Below are 14,953 nucleotides of genomic sequence, written 5' to 3' on the forward strand. Positions count from 1 at the left end.
TGTCCGGATTTGCAATGAATGCAATGAATGCAGTGAATGCAAAGAAATTGGCAGACGATTTCTTGGTTGTACGGGGAGCGGTGGCGTGAAGATCCAGGAGCGTACGGGGGCGGGCGCGGGTCGTCCCGCGGTACCGACTCAGCCGGCGGTCGGTGACCGGCTTCCCACGCCGCCGCGCGAGCGCAAGCCCGCGCTGGCCGCGCTGGCGGTGCTGCTGATCCTGGTCGGGGCGCTCGGCGCGACCATGCTCGTGCTCCAGGCCGGGAACCGCATCGAGGTCGTGAAGATCACGGCGGAGATCCCGGCGGGCGGTTCGGTGACGGACGGCAACACGACGTCCGTGCTGGTCGCCGAGGACGACGGCATCAACTACGTGCCGTGGTCCCAGCTGAAGCAGCTGGAGAAGCTGAAGGCCGTCAGCACCATTCCCAAGGGCGTGGTGGCCGTCGGGGAGATGTTCGGCGACGGAAGCAAGCTCGAGGCCGGCAAGGCGACCGTGGGTCTCTCCCTCAAGGAGGGCCAGTACCCGTCCAACCTGCAGTCCGGGGACATCGTGGCGGCGTACCGCGTCGGCTCCCGCACCAGCTCGGGCTCGGGCGCGAGCGGTTCGACGGCGGGCGACAACGCGCTGCTGGTCGACAAGGCGCGGGTCAGCTATGTGCAGCCGTCCAAGAGCGACGACGTGATCAGCAGCACCAACCTGCCGGTCACGCTGGTCGTCGACAGCGACAAGGCTGCCGCGCTGGCCCAGGCCGCGTCCAACGGCGAAGTGGCCCTCGTTCTCGTCCCCAGTAGCTGAAGGCGGCTTCGGACCCATGGCTCTCATCGCTCTGGCCGCCGACAAGGGTTCCCCCGGCGTCACCACCGCGGCCGTCGCCCTCGCGGCGGTCTGGCCGCGGCGTTCCCTGCTGGTCGAGGCCGACCCGGCGGGCGGCGACCTCGTGTACCGCAGCGCCGCCGCGCACGGCGGGCAGCTCAACCCGAACATAGGCATGCTGTCGATCGCCGCGACCGCCCGCCGAGGCCTCGTGCCGGATCAACTCTGGGACCACGTGCAGCCGTTGAGCGGTGGTCTGGAGGTCGTGACCGGGCTCGGGATCGCCGAGCAGGCCGCCGGTCTCGCGGGGCTGTGGCCGACGCTCGGGCAGGCCTTCGCCGCGCTCGCCGACTCCCCGAACGCGCCCGCCGACGTGATCGCCGACTGCGGCCGGATCAGCGGTGACACCCCGGCGGTGGAGCTGTTCCCGCACGCGGCGCTGGTACTGCTGATCTCCCGTACCGAGCCCGAGGCCATCGCCCGGGTCCGGGACCGGGCCGCCGCCCTCTCGGCCAAGCTGCACGGCGGTCCGCGCGGTGCCGCGAGCCTGGGCAACCCGGTGATCGGGGTCGTCCTGGTCGCCGACCCGTCCGACGCGGGCAAGCTGGTCAACCAGGTCAACGACATGCTCGTGCACGCCCAGACCGGCGCCCGGGTGGTCGGCACGATCGCCGCCGACACGGCGGGTGCCGAGCAGCTGGCGGGCCGCAGGCGCGGCCGGCTCGACAAGTCGCTGCTGATCCGTTCGGCCCGCAAGGTCGCCGCCGACCTGTACCAGCAGTACGGCGCCGCCTGGTCCGTACCGCAGCAGGGTCCGGTCACCGGCCACGCCGGAGCCGGCCGATGACCGCTGTCGACCACCAGCTGGTCAAGCGGTTCCGGCAGGACGCCGGCGACCGTATCGCCGAGCAGCGCCGCCTCGACCAGGTCTCCGGCGTCACGCCGATGTCCAACGAGGACGAACGCCACTACGCGCGCGCCGTCATAGCCCAGATCCTGGAGGACCACGCCCGCACCGAGATCAACGCGGGCCGTACGCCGCTGGACGCGGAGACCGAGGAGCAGTACGCGGCCGCCGTGCACGCCGCGCTGTTCGGCGTCGGCCGGCTCCAGCCGCTCCTGGACGACGCCGAGGTCGAGAACATCGACATCAACGGCTGCGACCAGGTGTTCGTCGGGTACGCGGACGGGCGCGAGGTCAAGGGCGACCCCGTCGCCGAGACCGACGAGGAGCTCATCGAGCTCATCCAGGTCCTGGGCGCGTACTCGGGTCTGTCGTCGCGGCCGTTCGACTCCGCGAACCCCCAGCTCGACCTGCGGCTGCCGGACGGTTCGCGCCTCTCGGCCGTCATGGACGTGGCCCGTCGGCCCGCCCTGTCCATCCGTCGTGCCCGCATGGGCAAGGTGTTCATTTCCGACCTGGTCGGCAACGGCACCATCGCCCCGGAGCTCGGGCACTTCCTGGCCTGTGCCGTGCGGGCCCGCAAGAACATCATGATCGCGGGGGCCACGAACGCCGGCAAGACGACGCTGCTGCGCGCCCTCGCCAACGAGATCCCGCCGCAGGAGCGGCTCATCACCGTCGAGCGCGCGCTGGAGCTCGGCCTCGACACGTTCCCCGAACTCCACCCCAACGTGGTGGCGTTCGAGGAGCGGCTGCCCAACTCCGAGGGCCAGGGCGCCATCGCGATGGCCGAGCTGGTGCGCCGGTCGCTGCGTATGAACCCCTCCCGCGTCATCGTCGGCGAGGTGCTCGGCGACGAGATCGTGACGATGCTCAACGCGATGTCGCAGGGCAACGACGGTTCGCTGTCCACGATCCACGCCAACAGCTCGCACGAGGTCTTCAACCGCATCTCGACCTACGCCCTCCAGGCGTCCGAGCGGCTGCCCATCGAGGCCAGCCAGATGCTGATCGCGGGCGCGGTGAACTTCGTCGTCTTCATCCAGCGGCGCAACAACTACCAGAGCGGCGGCCGCCTCCAGCGCGTGGTGACCTCCGTGCGCGAGGTCAACGGCGTCGACGGCCGCGTGCTGTCCAGCGAGGTGTTCGCCGAGGCGCCGGACGGCCGGGTCGTCCCGCACGCCCCCATAGCCTGCCTGGAGGAACTCATCGCCTACGGCTACCAGCCCCACGGAAGCTGGGGGTGAGCGCGATGACGACCTACTCGGCTCTCGGCTCGCCCGGTTCCCTGGGCGGACTGTTCTCCACCACCGTCCTGTACTCGATCGGCTCCGGCGTCGCGGTCGGCGGCGGACTCGCGCTGCTGATCGTCGCGATCCGCGGGCTGCCCGCCAAGCCCGCGCACGAGAAGCAGAAGGCCGGTGAGCGGGCGAGCGAGCTGATCCGGTTCGCCGGACAGCGCGGTTCGCTCGCGGCCGTGATCGGCCTGGTCGTGCTGCTGCTGACCCGCTGGGCGGTGGCCGGTATCGCGGCCGGCGTGCTGGTCTTCTTCTGGGACCGGCTGTTCGGCGGTGCCGGCGAGGAGCGGACCGCGATGCGCCGGGTGGAGGCCCTCGCCTCCTGGACGGAGTCGCTGCGCGACACCATCGCCGGCGCGGTCGGCCTGGAGCAGGCCATCCCGGCCTCGGCCCGCGCGGCCGCCCCGGTGCTGCGCCCCCATCTGGACGCCCTGGTGGACCGGCTGCGCGCGCGTACTCCGCTGCCCGACGCGCTCCAGATCCTCGCCGACGAGATCGACGACGCCTCCGCGGACATCATCGTCGCGGCGCTGATCCTCAACGCGCGGCTGCGCGGCCCGGGTCTGCGCCAGGTGCTGGGCGCGCTGGCGAAGTCGGCGCGCGAGGAGGTCGACATGCGTCAGCGCGTGATGGCCCAGCGTGCCTCGACCCGCCGTTCGGTGCAGATCGTCGTGGCGGTCTCGGTCGCCTTCGTGCTGGGCCTGGCCGTCTTCAACCGCGACTTCGTGGAGCCGTACGGGACCGCGGTCGGCCAGCTGGTCCTCGCCGTGGTCTGCGGTCTGTTCGCGCTGGGCTTCTGGTGGCTGCGCAAGCTGTCCACCATCGAGACGCCCGAGCGCTTCCTGGTGCGCGACGACTCCGCAGTGCAGTTCGTACGACCCCGGATGTCGGCCCCGCAGGCGGGTCAGGCCGGGCCGGGTCAGCCGCTGCCGGGGCAGGTCCCGCCGGGCCAGTCCCCGCCGCTTCGCCCGGAGGAAGGGGTACGCCGGTGAACCTGACGATGCCGATCACGGTCGGCGCGGTCCTGGGCCTGGGCGTCTACGCCCTCATCCGTGCCCTGATGCCGTCCAAGCGCAGCGCCGTCGCGCAGGTCGCGCGGATCGACGCGCTGCGGGCGCGCGGCACGGCGTACGAGTCGTCCCGCCAGACCCAGGAGAGCGGCCGCCTCGGCTCGCTGCGCGCCCGGGTCGGCGCCCGCGTCTCCGACTTCTACCTCCAGCAGGGCTGGGAGCAGCGGTCGCTGCGCGCGGACCTCGCCGTACTGGACCGCAGCTGGGAGAGCTTCCTGGCGACCAAGGTGCTGCTGTCGGCGGCGGGGCTGTTCTTCGGGCCCTTCCTGTTCGCCATCGTGTGGCAGCTAGGCTTCAGCTCCAGCCCGGTCATCCCGGTCTGGCTGGCGCTGCTGTGCGGGGCGCTGTTCTTCTTCCTGCCGGACCTGGAGGTGCGCCGGGACGCCACCGAGAAGCGCCGCGACCTGCGTCGGGTGATCGGCGCCTACCTCGACCTGGTGTCGATGAGCCTGGCCGGCGGCCGGGGTCTGCCCGAGGCGCTGATGGCGGCGGCGGAGGTCTCCGACGGCTGGGCGACGCAGCGCATCCGCAACGCCCTCGCCGACGCCCGGATCACCGGTATCAGCCAGTGGCAGGCGCTCGGCCAGCTGGGCGAGGAGATCGGCGTGGAGGAGCTCAAGGACCTCTCCGCCTCCCTCGCCCTGGTCGCCGACGACGGCGCGAAGGTGCGCGAGTCGCTCGCCTCGCGCGCCGAGACCATGAGGCACCGCGAGCTCGCCGAGATCGAGGGCAGCGCGGGCGAGAAGTCGCAGTCGATGCTCGTCGCCCAACTGCTGCTGTGCGCCGGATTCCTGGTGTTCCTGATCTTCCCCGCGGCCATGCGGGTGTTCCAGGTGTGACACAGGGCTGACACCGTATCCAGAACTGCCGCGCTTAGGCTCAACCGGCCACACCCGCAGTGAAATCGCATTTGAGAGGACAACTCATCATGAACGGACGGAACTTCAGCACGGGGATCCCGGCCGTGGACTTCCTGGTCGCCTTCCTCCAGGCCCGCGTCGAGCGTGCCCGCTCCGGCGAACTGGACCGGGGCGCCTCCGCGGTCGAGTGGGTCATCATCTCCGCGGTCGTCGTGGCGATCGTCGGCGTGGTCGCCGCGATCATCAACGCCGCGCTCAGCGACGGCGCCAACAAGGTCGGCAACTGCATCAAGGGCGCGAGCGCCAGCGGCACCTGCTGACCGGACGTACGGGGTCCGGAGTTCGCAATGCGGGGATACGGGGTGACGGGGTTGCTCGTGGGCGTGGGCAGAGGGATACGCCGCAGGGTGGCGATGACGCGTGAGGCGGCATCCACCCGCGGCGACTCGGGCATGACGGCGATCGAGTTCGTGCTGCTCACTCCCGTCCTGTTCTTCATGATCTTCGCTACGGTGCAGTTCGCGCTGTACTTCTTCGCCGACCACGTGGCCCAGGCCGCCGCCCAGGCCGGGGCCCGCAAGGCCCGTGCCACCGCCGACGAGCACCCCGGCGAGTGGCGGGGCGAGGCGCGGGGCGTGGTCGACACCTACATCCGACAGCTCGGCCCGCAGCTCGTGCTCGCGCCCGACGTGTCCCTGCTCCAGCCGGAGCAGAACACCGTGGGCGTGGAGATCACGGCCCGGGTGCCGACGGTGTTCCCGGGGCTGGACCTGACGGTGCACGCGCAGTCGTCGGGGCCGGTGGAGCGGTTCGTGCGGGACGGGGGGAACTAGATGGGCTCCTCGGTTCCCGGGCCGGGCAGGCGCCGTACGCGGGCCGCGCGGGCCGTCCGGAGTGCATGGGTCTCGCGGGACGTGCGGGGCGACGACCGCGGTCTGTCCACCGTCGAGGTCGTGATCCTGGCTCCGGTGATGATCCTGTTCATCCTGGTGCTGGTGGCCTTCGGGCAGCTGGTCGACGGCCGGGGCGCGCTCGACGGAGCGGCCCGGGACGCGGCCCGCGCGGGGTCGATCCAGAAGGACCACGGGACGGCCATGGCCGAGGCGCGCAGGGCGGCCGAGGCCGACCTGACGGACGTGTGCTCCGGTCCGGTGTCGGTGACCCAGACCAGCGCGGGCTTCGAGCCCGACACCATCTTCACGGTCCGGGTGAGCTGCGAGGTGCGCGGCCTGGCGATGCTGGGCCTGGACGTGCCGACCACGCTGACGGCGAGCTTCAGCTCGCCCCTGGACCCGTTCCGGAGGACGGCGTGAGACTCACCCATGGACCCGTTCCCGAGGACGGTGCGCGAGGACTCGTGCGCGCGGGCCGCGGCTGGTGGGCCGCCCGGCGCCCGCGGCTGGACGACGACCGCGGCTCCGGTGCCGGCGCGGTCATCATCTTCGCGCTGGTCTTCCTGTCCCTGTCGGCGTTCGTCATCGACGGCGGCCTGTCGATCTCCAAGCGGGAACGGGCCGCCGACATCGCGGAACAGGCGGCCCGGTTCGCCGCCCAGGACATAGACCGCGGTTCCCTCTACGAGAACGAGAACGGCCCCGCGCCTATCAACTTCGAGAACTGCGACACGCGGGTCAAGACCTTCGCCCGCGAGATGGACATGACCGGCGCGGACATCGCCGCCAGCCACTGTGTCGCGGCCGACGCCCAACGGGTGCAGGTCGAGATCCAGTTGACGTACTCGCCGGTGTTCACCGGAATGTTCTACGGCGGGAACGTGGTCGTCCACGGCCAGGCGGTGGCGGAGAACGAGGTCGGCTGACCGGCCCCGCCCAGCCGAGCAGCAGAAGCAGAGGAACGGAATCCCCCATGCGGTACGAAGAGAAGATCCCCAAGACGTGGCTGACCGTCACCACGGTCCTGTACGTCGTCGGCGTCGCCTGGATGGCCGTGGGCAGCCTGCCCGACGACCTCGGACTGTGGCTCGCGGTGTCGGCGATGTTCCTGGTGCTGATCTGGGTGCCCTTCAACGCGGTGCCGCTGTCGAAGTACTTCTACAACCGCATCCGGATCGACGACGAGACCCTGCGGGTGGGCCGGGAGCGGATCGCGCTCGCCGACCTGGACCCCGTGTCCGTGCGGGAGGCCGCCGGGCAGGCGCGGCCGGGCGCGGTCCAGCGCCTCGCGGCCTCCGCGGGCGCCGTCGACGCCCCGGTCCCGGGCCTGCGCGCAGCCGACCTCGGCAACCCCCGTCTGGTGGGCGGCGGCTGGTCCGTTCCGATGGGCATGGACAGTGCGGTGCTCGCGACGCGGAGCGGTGAGGCGCTGATGATCCCGACCCGCGACCGTACGGCGTTCCTCACCGCGCTGGGCGCGGCGCTCGGCGTCGGCTAGGGCGCTGTCGCCGCCCTTACCCGGTGTCAGCGGCAGTCCATAAGATTCAACGTAGTTCACCCCCGTCTCCACACCACCCAGGACACCCGCCATGGCGCGACGCAGTACTCCAAGCTCCACGGGAAGCCCGACCGGCCCGCGGAACCGCACGCCGCAGCCCGTGCGGCTGCGGCGGCGTACGTTCGGGGACTTCGTGAAGGCGTTCTTCGCCTTCGTCGCCCTGCTCGCGCTGGTCGTCGGCGTGCCCGGGGCGCTGGCCGTGGAGGTCGGGTGGCCCCTGCCCAGCTCGGCGCCGAGCCTCGACTGGCTGCAGCAGGAGATAACCGTCACGACGTTCCTGCACATCCTGACCGTCGTGGTCTGGCTGGCCTGGGCGCAGTTCACGGCGTGCGTGCTCGTCGAGGTGAAGGCGGCGGCGTCGGGTGTGGGCGTGCCGGGGCGGGTGCCCGGGTCCGGGCCCAGCCAGCTGCTCGCCCGCCAGCTCGTCGCCGCGCTGCTGCTCGTCGGGGCCACGGCGGCCAGCTTCACCCCGGGGCTCTCGCAGCTCGGGCACGGCATGGAGGGCAACCAGAAGGGGACCGTGGCCGCCGCGCAGGCGACGCCCGGACTGTTCGCGCAGCAGCAGGAGCAGGCCGCGTCCACCGCTGCCGCCCTGGCCGAGCAGGCGTCCCACGCGCAGGCCGACGCCGACAGCGGTACCGCCAAGGCGGGCGCCACGAAGTTCTACCGGATCCAGCCGCCCGAGGGGCGCCACCACGACTCCCTGTGGGAGGTCGCCCAGCGTCACCTCGGCGACGGCCGCCGGTACAAGGAGATCTACCAGCTCAACAAGGACCGGGTGCAGCCGGACGGTTCTCGGCTGTCCGAGGCCAGTCTCATCAGGCCCGGCTGGATCATGGAGATGCCAGGGGATGCGCGGGGCGGTGACCTCGTGGAAATGCCGGACGCCGGCGCCGCGGTCTCGCCCGAGGTCCAGCAGCAGATCCACGACTACGCGAAGTCCGGCGACCAGGCGCAGGGCGGCGACCAGGCGCAGGGCGGGGACCAGGCGCAGGGCGGGGACCACGCGCAGGGCGGCGGGGCCGGTGCCTCACGGGCGTCGCTGCCCGCACAGCGGCCCGCGGGCGACGGTGCGCGGCAGCACGGGCCGACGGCCTCCGCCGACTCCGGCGACCAGGCGTTCGGACTGCCCGAGGCGCTGCTCGGCGCGCCGCTGCTCGCCGCCGGTCTGCTCGGCGCGCTCGGCCGCCGGCGCCGGCAGGCCCTGTGGCAGTCGGCCATCGGGGCCGTCGGCGGCCGTCGTGGCATGGAGCCGTCGACCCCGACCGGAGACGCCCTCGACGTCCAGGACGCGCTGCTCGTCGGCGCCGACCCCGAGGGCGTACGGCTCCTCGACCGCTCGCTGCGCGGCCTGTCCGCCGCGCTCGCCGACGAGTCGCGCGCCCTGCCCACCGTGTACGCGGCCTGGCTCAGCAACGGCGACCTGCACCTCCAGCTCGCCCAGCCCGCGGGCAAGCCGCCCGCGCCGTGGCAGCTCGGGCAGGACCAGACCTTCTGGGTGCTGACCCGCGCCGAGGCCGCGCGCTACGACGACCTCGACACCGCCGCCCCCTACCCCGGCCTGGTCAGCCTCGGCACCATGGACGACTCGCGGCTGCTGCTCAACCTGGAGGCCGTGCCCGGCATCGTCTCCCTCAGTGGCCGCGAGGCCGACCGGGCCGCCGTGTTCGCCTCCGTCGCCGCCGAACTCGCCACCAACGGCTGGTCGGACCGGATGACGATCACGCTCGTCGGATTCGGCGAGGACCTCACCCCGCTCGCGCCCAACCGGCTGCGACACCTCGACGGCATCGAGGCGCTCGTCGAGGCCATGGAGGCGGAGACCCGGCAGCGCCGGGGCGCGCTCGGCGCAGCCGGGCACGACTCCGTCCTCACCGGACGCACCGGCCCCGCCCAGCACACCCGTTGGGCCCCGCACCTGGTGCTGCTCGCCGCCCAGCCGTCCGCCGAGGACGCCGTCAAGCTGGCCGAACTCGCCGCCGACGCGAGCCGATTGGGCATCGGCTATCTCGTCGGCACCGAGACCGGCCAACTGCCCGGAGCCGCCTGGGAGATGGAGATCAGCGGCGACGGCACCCTGCGCGCCCCGCTGCTCGGCCTGGAACTGGCCGCCCAGATGCTCCCGGTGGCCCAACAGCGGGCCGTCGTCGAGCTGTTCGTGCAGGCGGACCCCGAGCACGGCCCGGACGGACCGACGACGACCCCGCCGTTCCTGGTCGACATCAGCGAGCAGGGCCGTCCCGCCGTGTACGCGCGCCTCGTGGGCTCGTACGAGATCATCGGTCTCGACGCACCCGAGGACGAGCGCAGCGCGCTGCTGCACGAGGCGCTTGCCCTGTTGCTGCTGCACCGCGAGGGAGTGCACCCGCGGGTGCTGTCCTCCGCGCTGTGGCCGCGCGGGGTCACCGACGACGTCCGCGACGCGCTGATCGAGCGGCTGCGGGCCTGGCTCGGCACCGACCCGGACGGCTCGCCCCGGCTCACCGCCGACACGGCCGGACGGCTCACGCTGGCCCGGTCCGTCGTCTCCGACCTGGACGTGCTGCGCTCGCTCTACCACGAGGCGACTCAGGGCAAGGGCGTCGACAGCCGGGTCGTGCGCGGCCGGCTGCTCACCGACGCGCTGGTGCTGGTGCGCGGACCGCTGCTCGCCGACCGGGCCGAGGGCCGCTACCGCTGGCTCACCCACGAGATCGTCGACGCCCAACTGCCGCTGCTCGTAGCCGACATCGGGCTCGCGCTGTCCGAGTTCCACCTGGAGAAGGGCCGCGCCGAGAAGGCCATCGAGGCGCTGGACGCGGCCGTGCGGACCGCCTCGGACGACGAGCGGCTCTGGCACGAGCTGCTGCGCGCCACGCACGCCACCGAGGACACGGACCGGCTCACCGTGCTCGCCGCCGACCTCGTCGGGCGCAGCGGCGCGCGCGGTCTGCCGCCGCGCACCGAGGCGCTCCTCGACGAGCTGCTGCCGACCTGGCGCGACGGCGTCGCCGAGGCGGGATGAGCACCACCGCGCTGGTCCTCGTCGCCGCCCTGTGGGGTGCGGCGACGGGCGCGCTGCTGCCCCGGGCCGCCCATCGCTTCTCCGTGCCGTCGGGCGAGCCGTGGCGCGGGGAGTGTCCGGGCGGGCATCCGCTGCGCGGCTGGACCGGACCGGCGCGGTGCGCGCGCTGTCCCCGCGCCGAGGCCCGGTACGGCCCCGGCGTGTCCCTCCTCGCCCTTTCCACCGCCGCGGTCTGCGCGGCCCTCGCCGCCGCCACCGGCACCCGGCCCGAACTCGCCGTCTGGCTGCTGCTGGCGCCGGTCGGCGTGCTGCTGGCGGTGGTCGACTTCCGGGTGCAGCGGCTGCCCGACGCGCTGACCCTCCCGCTCGCCGCCGCCGCCCTCGCCCTGCTCGGCGCGGCCGCCCTCGCGCCCGAGCACGCGGGCACCTGGCTCACCGCGCTGTACGGCGCCCTCGCCCTCGGCGGCGGCTACTTCGTGCTGTTCCTCGTCAACCCGGGCGGCATGGGCTTCGGCGATGTGAAGCTGGCGCTCGGCGCCGGGGCGGTCCTCGGCTGGTACGGCTGGCCGACGGTGCTGCTCGGCACCTTCGCCGGGTTCCTGTCCGGGGCCGTGTACGGGGGTGTACTCGTCGTCGCGCGGGGTGCCGGGCGCAAGACGTCCATCGCGTTCGGGCCGTTCCTGATCGCGGGAGCGTTCGCCGGGCTGCTGATCGGCGCGTACTCGGCCTGAGGGCGTGCGCGTGCTCGGACCGAGTGCCGCCGTCGCTTCCGCCGACCTCCGCGGCCGGGTTCGACGGCGTACCGGGCGGGTGCGGCCGGGGCGGGAAAACGCCTGGCGTAGGCTGGTTCGGTCCGTCCACAACCCGTGACGAAGGGGATGCTCCGGTGACCGAGAAGGCCGAGCCCACGTCTTTTGATGTCACAGCCGTGCTCGACCGTGCGGCGGCGGGCGGACGCATCACGCCCGAGGAGGCGCTCGTCCTCTACCGCGACGCCCCGCTGCACGCGCTGGGCGCCGCCGCCGACGCCGTACGCCGCCGCCGGTACGCGGGCACCGAGCACATCGCCACGTACATCATCGAGCGCAACATCAACTACACGAACGTGTGCGTCACGGCGTGCCGGTTCTGCGCCTTCTACGCGGCTCCCAAGGACACCGCCAAGGGCTGGACCCGCGACCTCGACGACATCCTGCGCCGCTGCGCGGAGACCGTCGAACTGGGCGGCACCCAGATCATGTTCCAGGGCGGCCACCACCCGGACTACGGCGTCGAGTACTACGAGAAGCACTTCTCCGCCATCAAGAAGGAGTTCCCGCAGCTCGTCATCCACAGCCTGGGGGCGAGCGAGGTCGAGCACATGGCCCGGATCTCGAAGGTGTCGGTCGAGGAGGCCATCACCCGGATCCACCAGGCCGGACTCGACTCCTTCGCCGGCGCCGGCGCCGAGCTGCTCCCGGAGCGGCCGCGCAAGGCCATCGCCCCGCTGAAGGAGAGCGGCGAGCGCTGGCTGGAGATCATGGAGACCGCGCACCGGCTGGGCGTCGAGTCCACGTCCACGATGCTCATGGGCACCGGCGAGACCAACGCCGAGCGCATCGAGCACCTGCGGATGATCCGTGACGTCCAGGACCGTACGGGCGGCTTCCGGGCCTTCATCCCGTACACCTACCAGCCCGAGAACAACCACCTGAAGGGCCGCACCCAGGCCACGCTCTTCGAGTACCTGCGGATGATCGCCATCGCGCGGCTGTTCATGGACAACATCGCCCACATCCAGGGCTCGTGGCTGACCACCGGCAAGGAGGTCGGCCAACTCTCCCTGCACTACGGCGCCGACGACCTCGGCTCGATCATGCTGGAGGAGAACGTCGTCTCCTCCGCCGGTGCCAGGCACCGCTCCAACCGCCTGGAGATCATCGACCTGATCCGCAAGGCGGGCCGGGTCCCGGCCCAGCGGACCACGACGTACGAGCACATCGTCGTGCACGACGACCCGGCGAACGACCCCGTGGACGAGCGCGTCATGTCGCACATCTCCTCCACGGCGATCGAGGGCGGCACGGCACATCCCGAACTGAAGCTGCTGGCCTCCAACTGACCCGCACGTGCTGACGATCCACGCCGCCGACCTGCTGATCCCGGGGGACCGGCGGCCCGCCCTGCCGGACGGCGCGGTGCTCGTCGACGGCCGGGAGCTGGCGGCCGTCGGCCCGTACGCGGAGCTGGCGGCCGGGCACCCGACGGCCCGCGTCCGCCGCTGGCCGGGACTGCTCACGCCGGGGCTGCTGAATCCGTACGGGCCCGAACTGCTGGAGCGGGCCTACCATCCCGACCCGCGCGAGGCCGACGAGCTGGGCACCGAGCCGCTCACCGGCGAGGCGCTGGCCGTGCTCGCGCCCACCGACACCCGCTGGGGCGCGAGCGCCCGGCGCGGCGTGCAGCGGATGCTGGCGCACGGAACCGTCGCGGTGGCGGGGGAGTTGGCGCGGCCGGCCGTGCTGGACGCGGTGCGCCGGGCGGGGCTGCTCACCATGGAGCGCCCGGTGCCGCCCGCCGGGGCGCCGTCCCTGGACCCGCTGGCCGGTGCCGGAAGCCTCGCGGAAGTCGGTGTGGCACCCCTGCTGCCCGCCGGAGTCGCGACGTTCGCCGTCTTCGACGTCCCGGACGAGGCCACGCTGCTGGAGCGCGGGGCGGCGACCTGTGTGGCGACCGTCGTCGCGGGACGGCTGGTGCACCGGCGCCGGTGACCTCCGGTGATCCGGGTGGCATCGACGCCGGTGATCCGGGCCTCAGCCCGAGAACGCCTCCGCGAACGCCCCCGAACTCTGCTTCACCCCCGAGCAGTCGGTCGCCGCGTCGTCCTGCGTGGCCCGGCCGTCCTCGCACTGCTGGTCGCGGAAGGTGGACCACATGGACACCCAGGCGATCTCCTTCTCCTCGGCGAACGTCCGCACCTGGGCCGCGTCCGACAGCGAGAACGTCTCGTTGGCGACGTCGTTCACGCCGAGCATCGAAGTGAGGGCCATCCCCTGCCAGGCGGCCGCGTCGGACAGCCCGAACACCTCCTTCAGCTGGGTGTGGGTGGCCTTGGCCGAGGTGAGGGCGTAGTCGCCCATGTCGGCGGTGTACGACTCCCCGTAGTTCATCGTCATGATGTTCACGACGGAGACCTGGACGTCGTACTTGTTGGCGGACTTCAGCAGCGCCAGGCCGTCGGCGTCGAGGCCGCTGGGCATGACCGGGAGGGTGAAGGACACCCGCAGGTCGGGCCGGTCCTTCTGCAACTCGGCGATCGCCAGGGAGCGCAGGGCGACCGAGCCGGAGTCGGTCAGCTGGGTGCCCTCGACGTCGAAGTCGGCCTGGGTCGCCCCCGCCGCGTCCAGCGCCTGGCCGTAGGCGTCCGCCAGCTTCGAGACGCTGCCGCAGACCGACGCCAGCTCCTTGCCGGAGGCCCCGCCGAAGGAGACGCGCACACTCGCGCCGGAGTCCGTCAGCTTCGCGATCCGGGACTTCACCGCCGGGTCCCCGATGGCCGAGGTGCCGTTCCACTTCGGCGTACAGCTGCTGCCGTCCGAGATCACGAAAGCCAGGTTGTACGTCGTCGGGGAGCCGGCCGAGTCGTTGGCGGAGGCCTGTTCGGCGCTGACGTACGGCTCGTACGACGGGGTCTGTGAGGCACCCCCCGAACCCTTGTCCGAGGCGTGAGCCGAGGGGGAGGAGTCGGACCGTTCCGGCGCCGCGCCCGCCGCGTCCGACGTGCCGCCGGTCCCCGCGGAGCAGCCCGCCGTGGCCATGGCAAACAGGCAGGCCAGCCCGGCCATCGGCCGCAGAAAACTCCTCATTGCGTATGCACCCGCTCTCGTGATTTCTGTCTCAGGATGGAAACAAAGCGTGATTGCCGTATGGAAATGTCTCACATCACGCTGTGGTCTTTCGCGCACAGATATCTCACAGGAATTTCATGGAAAGGTGTGGGCAAGGCGGGCGAAACGCCCGTACGAAAGGGGTATTCGATGCGCCCATGCGGGCGACAGGGGGCGCCGGGATTTATGGTTTCTCTTGGTTAAAAGACAGGTTGGGGCGCCTCTCATGGGTTGCTCACAGGGAAGCCGAAGGGGTTGGCACATAAAGCGTCCCTAATATCCGTGGAATGCATTCAGAGACTGCCATCGAAAGTCGTGGCGCCGATCGTGGTCGCCGTCGCAAACGCGGCAACGCCTCCGCCGAGGGGCCCGTGTTCGTTGACAACTCGGGACGCAGATCGAAGCTGCTGCGTCGGATCGGCGTCCTCCTGGGCGTGGTCTGCCTCGCGTACGCGGGTGTGCTCGGCGCCGCCTTCATGGGGTGGGGCACCTCGCTGAACCCGTCCTCGCTCCTGCCGTTCGGGGGCACGGCGCAGAGCGTGCAGGGTCCCGGCGGCCTGCGGCCGGACGGTGGCGTCGGCAACCGGATCGGCCGCCCCGGCGGCACCCCGTCGGCACTGCCCTCGGGCGCCGCCGACCCGACCTCGTCCGCGTCCGCCGCCGCGGCCGCCAACTGACGGGAA

The 14,953-nt window shown here is 72.2% G+C and carries 16 protein-coding genes; 15 read left to right on the forward strand and 1 reads right to left on the reverse strand.

Features of this window, described 5'->3' with window-relative positions; translation table 11 throughout:
- The first annotated feature begins 85 nt into the window (after positions 1-85).
- From ACWC24_RS20115 to ACWC24_RS20180, 14 genes are all read left to right on the forward strand, one after another.
- Complete coding sequence (locus ACWC24_RS20115; RefSeq protein WP_450664179.1) at positions 86-799, forward strand: hypothetical protein; 714 nt, start codon at positions 86-88, stop codon at positions 797-799.
- A 16-nt stretch (positions 800-815) separates the two neighbouring features.
- Positions 816-1,664, forward strand: a complete 849-nt coding sequence (locus tag ACWC24_RS20120; RefSeq protein WP_450664180.1) for a hypothetical protein — start codon at positions 816-818, stop codon at positions 1,662-1,664.
- Positions 1,661-2,968, forward strand: a complete 1,308-nt coding sequence (locus ACWC24_RS20125; protein WP_351606781.1) for a CpaF family protein — start codon at positions 1,661-1,663, stop codon at positions 2,966-2,968. Before ACWC24_RS20120 ends, ACWC24_RS20125 begins: the two co-directional genes overlap by 4 nt.
- Positions 2,969-2,973: 5 nt before the next feature.
- Entirely contained in the window at positions 2,974-4,011 is a 1,038-nt protein-coding gene (locus ACWC24_RS20130; protein ID WP_450664181.1) for a type II secretion system F family protein, read from the forward strand.
- Complete coding sequence (locus ACWC24_RS20135) at positions 4,008-4,928, forward strand: type II secretion system F family protein (protein WP_450664182.1); 921 nt, start codon at positions 4,008-4,010, stop codon at positions 4,926-4,928. The genes ACWC24_RS20130 and ACWC24_RS20135 overlap by 4 nt, the downstream gene beginning before the upstream one ends.
- An 89-nt stretch (positions 4,929-5,017) precedes the next feature.
- A complete protein-coding gene (locus ACWC24_RS20140) occupies positions 5,018-5,269 on the forward strand; it encodes a hypothetical protein (RefSeq protein WP_450664183.1) in 252 nt (83 codons plus the stop codon).
- Positions 5,270-5,362: 93 nt separating this feature from the next.
- On the forward strand, positions 5,363-5,782 hold the full coding sequence (locus tag ACWC24_RS20145; RefSeq protein ID WP_450664253.1) for a TadE family protein: 420 nt from the start codon (positions 5,363-5,365) through the stop codon (positions 5,780-5,782).
- On the forward strand, positions 5,783-6,262 hold the full coding sequence (locus ACWC24_RS20150) for a TadE/TadG family type IV pilus assembly protein (RefSeq protein ID WP_450664184.1): 480 nt from the start codon (positions 5,783-5,785) through the stop codon (positions 6,260-6,262).
- 44 nt (positions 6,263-6,306) lie between these two features.
- The gene (locus tag ACWC24_RS20155) at positions 6,307-6,768 is read left to right on the forward strand and encodes a TadE/TadG family type IV pilus assembly protein (protein ID WP_450664254.1); all 462 of its coding nucleotides are present in this window, start codon (positions 6,307-6,309) and stop codon (positions 6,766-6,768) included.
- Positions 6,769-6,815: 47 nt separating this feature from the next.
- Positions 6,816-7,340, forward strand: a complete 525-nt coding sequence (locus ACWC24_RS20160) for a hypothetical protein (RefSeq protein WP_450664185.1) — start codon at positions 6,816-6,818, stop codon at positions 7,338-7,340.
- Between the two features lie 91 nt (positions 7,341-7,431).
- Entirely contained in the window at positions 7,432-10,404 is a 2,973-nt protein-coding gene (locus tag ACWC24_RS20165) for a BTAD domain-containing putative transcriptional regulator (RefSeq protein ID WP_450664186.1), read from the forward strand.
- Complete coding sequence (locus tag ACWC24_RS20170; protein WP_450664187.1) at positions 10,401-11,135, forward strand: prepilin peptidase; 735 nt, start codon at positions 10,401-10,403, stop codon at positions 11,133-11,135. The genes ACWC24_RS20165 and ACWC24_RS20170 overlap by 4 nt, the downstream gene beginning before the upstream one ends.
- Positions 11,136-11,290: 155 nt before the next feature.
- Complete coding sequence (gene mqnC / locus ACWC24_RS20175) at positions 11,291-12,505, forward strand: cyclic dehypoxanthinyl futalosine synthase (RefSeq protein ID WP_450664188.1); 1,215 nt, start codon at positions 11,291-11,293, stop codon at positions 12,503-12,505.
- Positions 12,506-12,512: 7 nt separating this feature from the next.
- Entirely contained in the window at positions 12,513-13,154 is a 642-nt protein-coding gene (locus ACWC24_RS20180) for an amidohydrolase family protein (RefSeq protein WP_450664189.1), read from the forward strand.
- A 42-nt stretch (positions 13,155-13,196) separates the two neighbouring features.
- Here the strand turns inward: ACWC24_RS20180 and ACWC24_RS20185 are convergent, their stop codons facing one another.
- Entirely contained in the window at positions 13,197-14,249 is a 1,053-nt protein-coding gene (locus tag ACWC24_RS20185; protein ID WP_450664190.1) for a chitinase, read from the reverse strand.
- Between the two features lie 392 nt (positions 14,250-14,641).
- Between ACWC24_RS20185 and ACWC24_RS20190 the strand changes: the two genes are divergently transcribed.
- Positions 14,642-14,947 (forward strand): hypothetical protein, encoded by a 306-nt coding sequence (locus ACWC24_RS20190; RefSeq protein ID WP_450664191.1) that lies wholly within the window; start codon positions 14,642-14,644, stop codon positions 14,945-14,947.
- Positions 14,948-14,953: the final 6 nt, after the last annotated feature.

Source organism: Streptomyces sp. NPDC001443 (genome assembly GCF_053597355.1).

What these genes read in the sequence shown, in the direction of transcription:
- ACWC24_RS20120 (WP_450664180.1), top strand. Translation starts at nt 816, where the DNA reads ATGGCTCTCATCGCTCTGGCCGCCGACAAGGGTTCCCCCGGCGTCACC.
- ACWC24_RS20125 (WP_351606781.1), top strand. Translation starts at nt 1,661, where the DNA reads ATGACCGCTGTCGACCACCAGCTGGTCAAGCGGTTCCGGCAGGACGCC.
- ACWC24_RS20130 (WP_450664181.1), top strand. Translation starts at nt 2,974, where the DNA reads ATGACGACCTACTCGGCTCTCGGCTCGCCCGGTTCCCTGGGCGGACTG.
- ACWC24_RS20140 (WP_450664183.1), top strand. Translation starts at nt 5,018, where the DNA reads ATGAACGGACGGAACTTCAGCACGGGGATCCCGGCCGTGGACTTCCTG.
- ACWC24_RS20145 (WP_450664253.1), top strand. Translation starts at nt 5,363, where the DNA reads ATGACGCGTGAGGCGGCATCCACCCGCGGCGACTCGGGCATGACGGCG.
- ACWC24_RS20150 (WP_450664184.1), top strand. Translation starts at nt 5,783, where the DNA reads ATGGGCTCCTCGGTTCCCGGGCCGGGCAGGCGCCGTACGCGGGCCGCG.
- ACWC24_RS20160 (WP_450664185.1), top strand. Translation starts at nt 6,816, where the DNA reads ATGCGGTACGAAGAGAAGATCCCCAAGACGTGGCTGACCGTCACCACG.
- ACWC24_RS20165 (WP_450664186.1), top strand. Translation starts at nt 7,432, where the DNA reads ATGGCGCGACGCAGTACTCCAAGCTCCACGGGAAGCCCGACCGGCCCG.
- ACWC24_RS20170 (WP_450664187.1), top strand. Translation starts at nt 10,401, where the DNA reads ATGAGCACCACCGCGCTGGTCCTCGTCGCCGCCCTGTGGGGTGCGGCG.
- ACWC24_RS20185 (WP_450664190.1), bottom strand. Translation starts at nt 14,249, where the DNA reads ATGAGGAGTTTTCTGCGGCCGATGGCCGGGCTGGCCTGCCTGTTTGCC.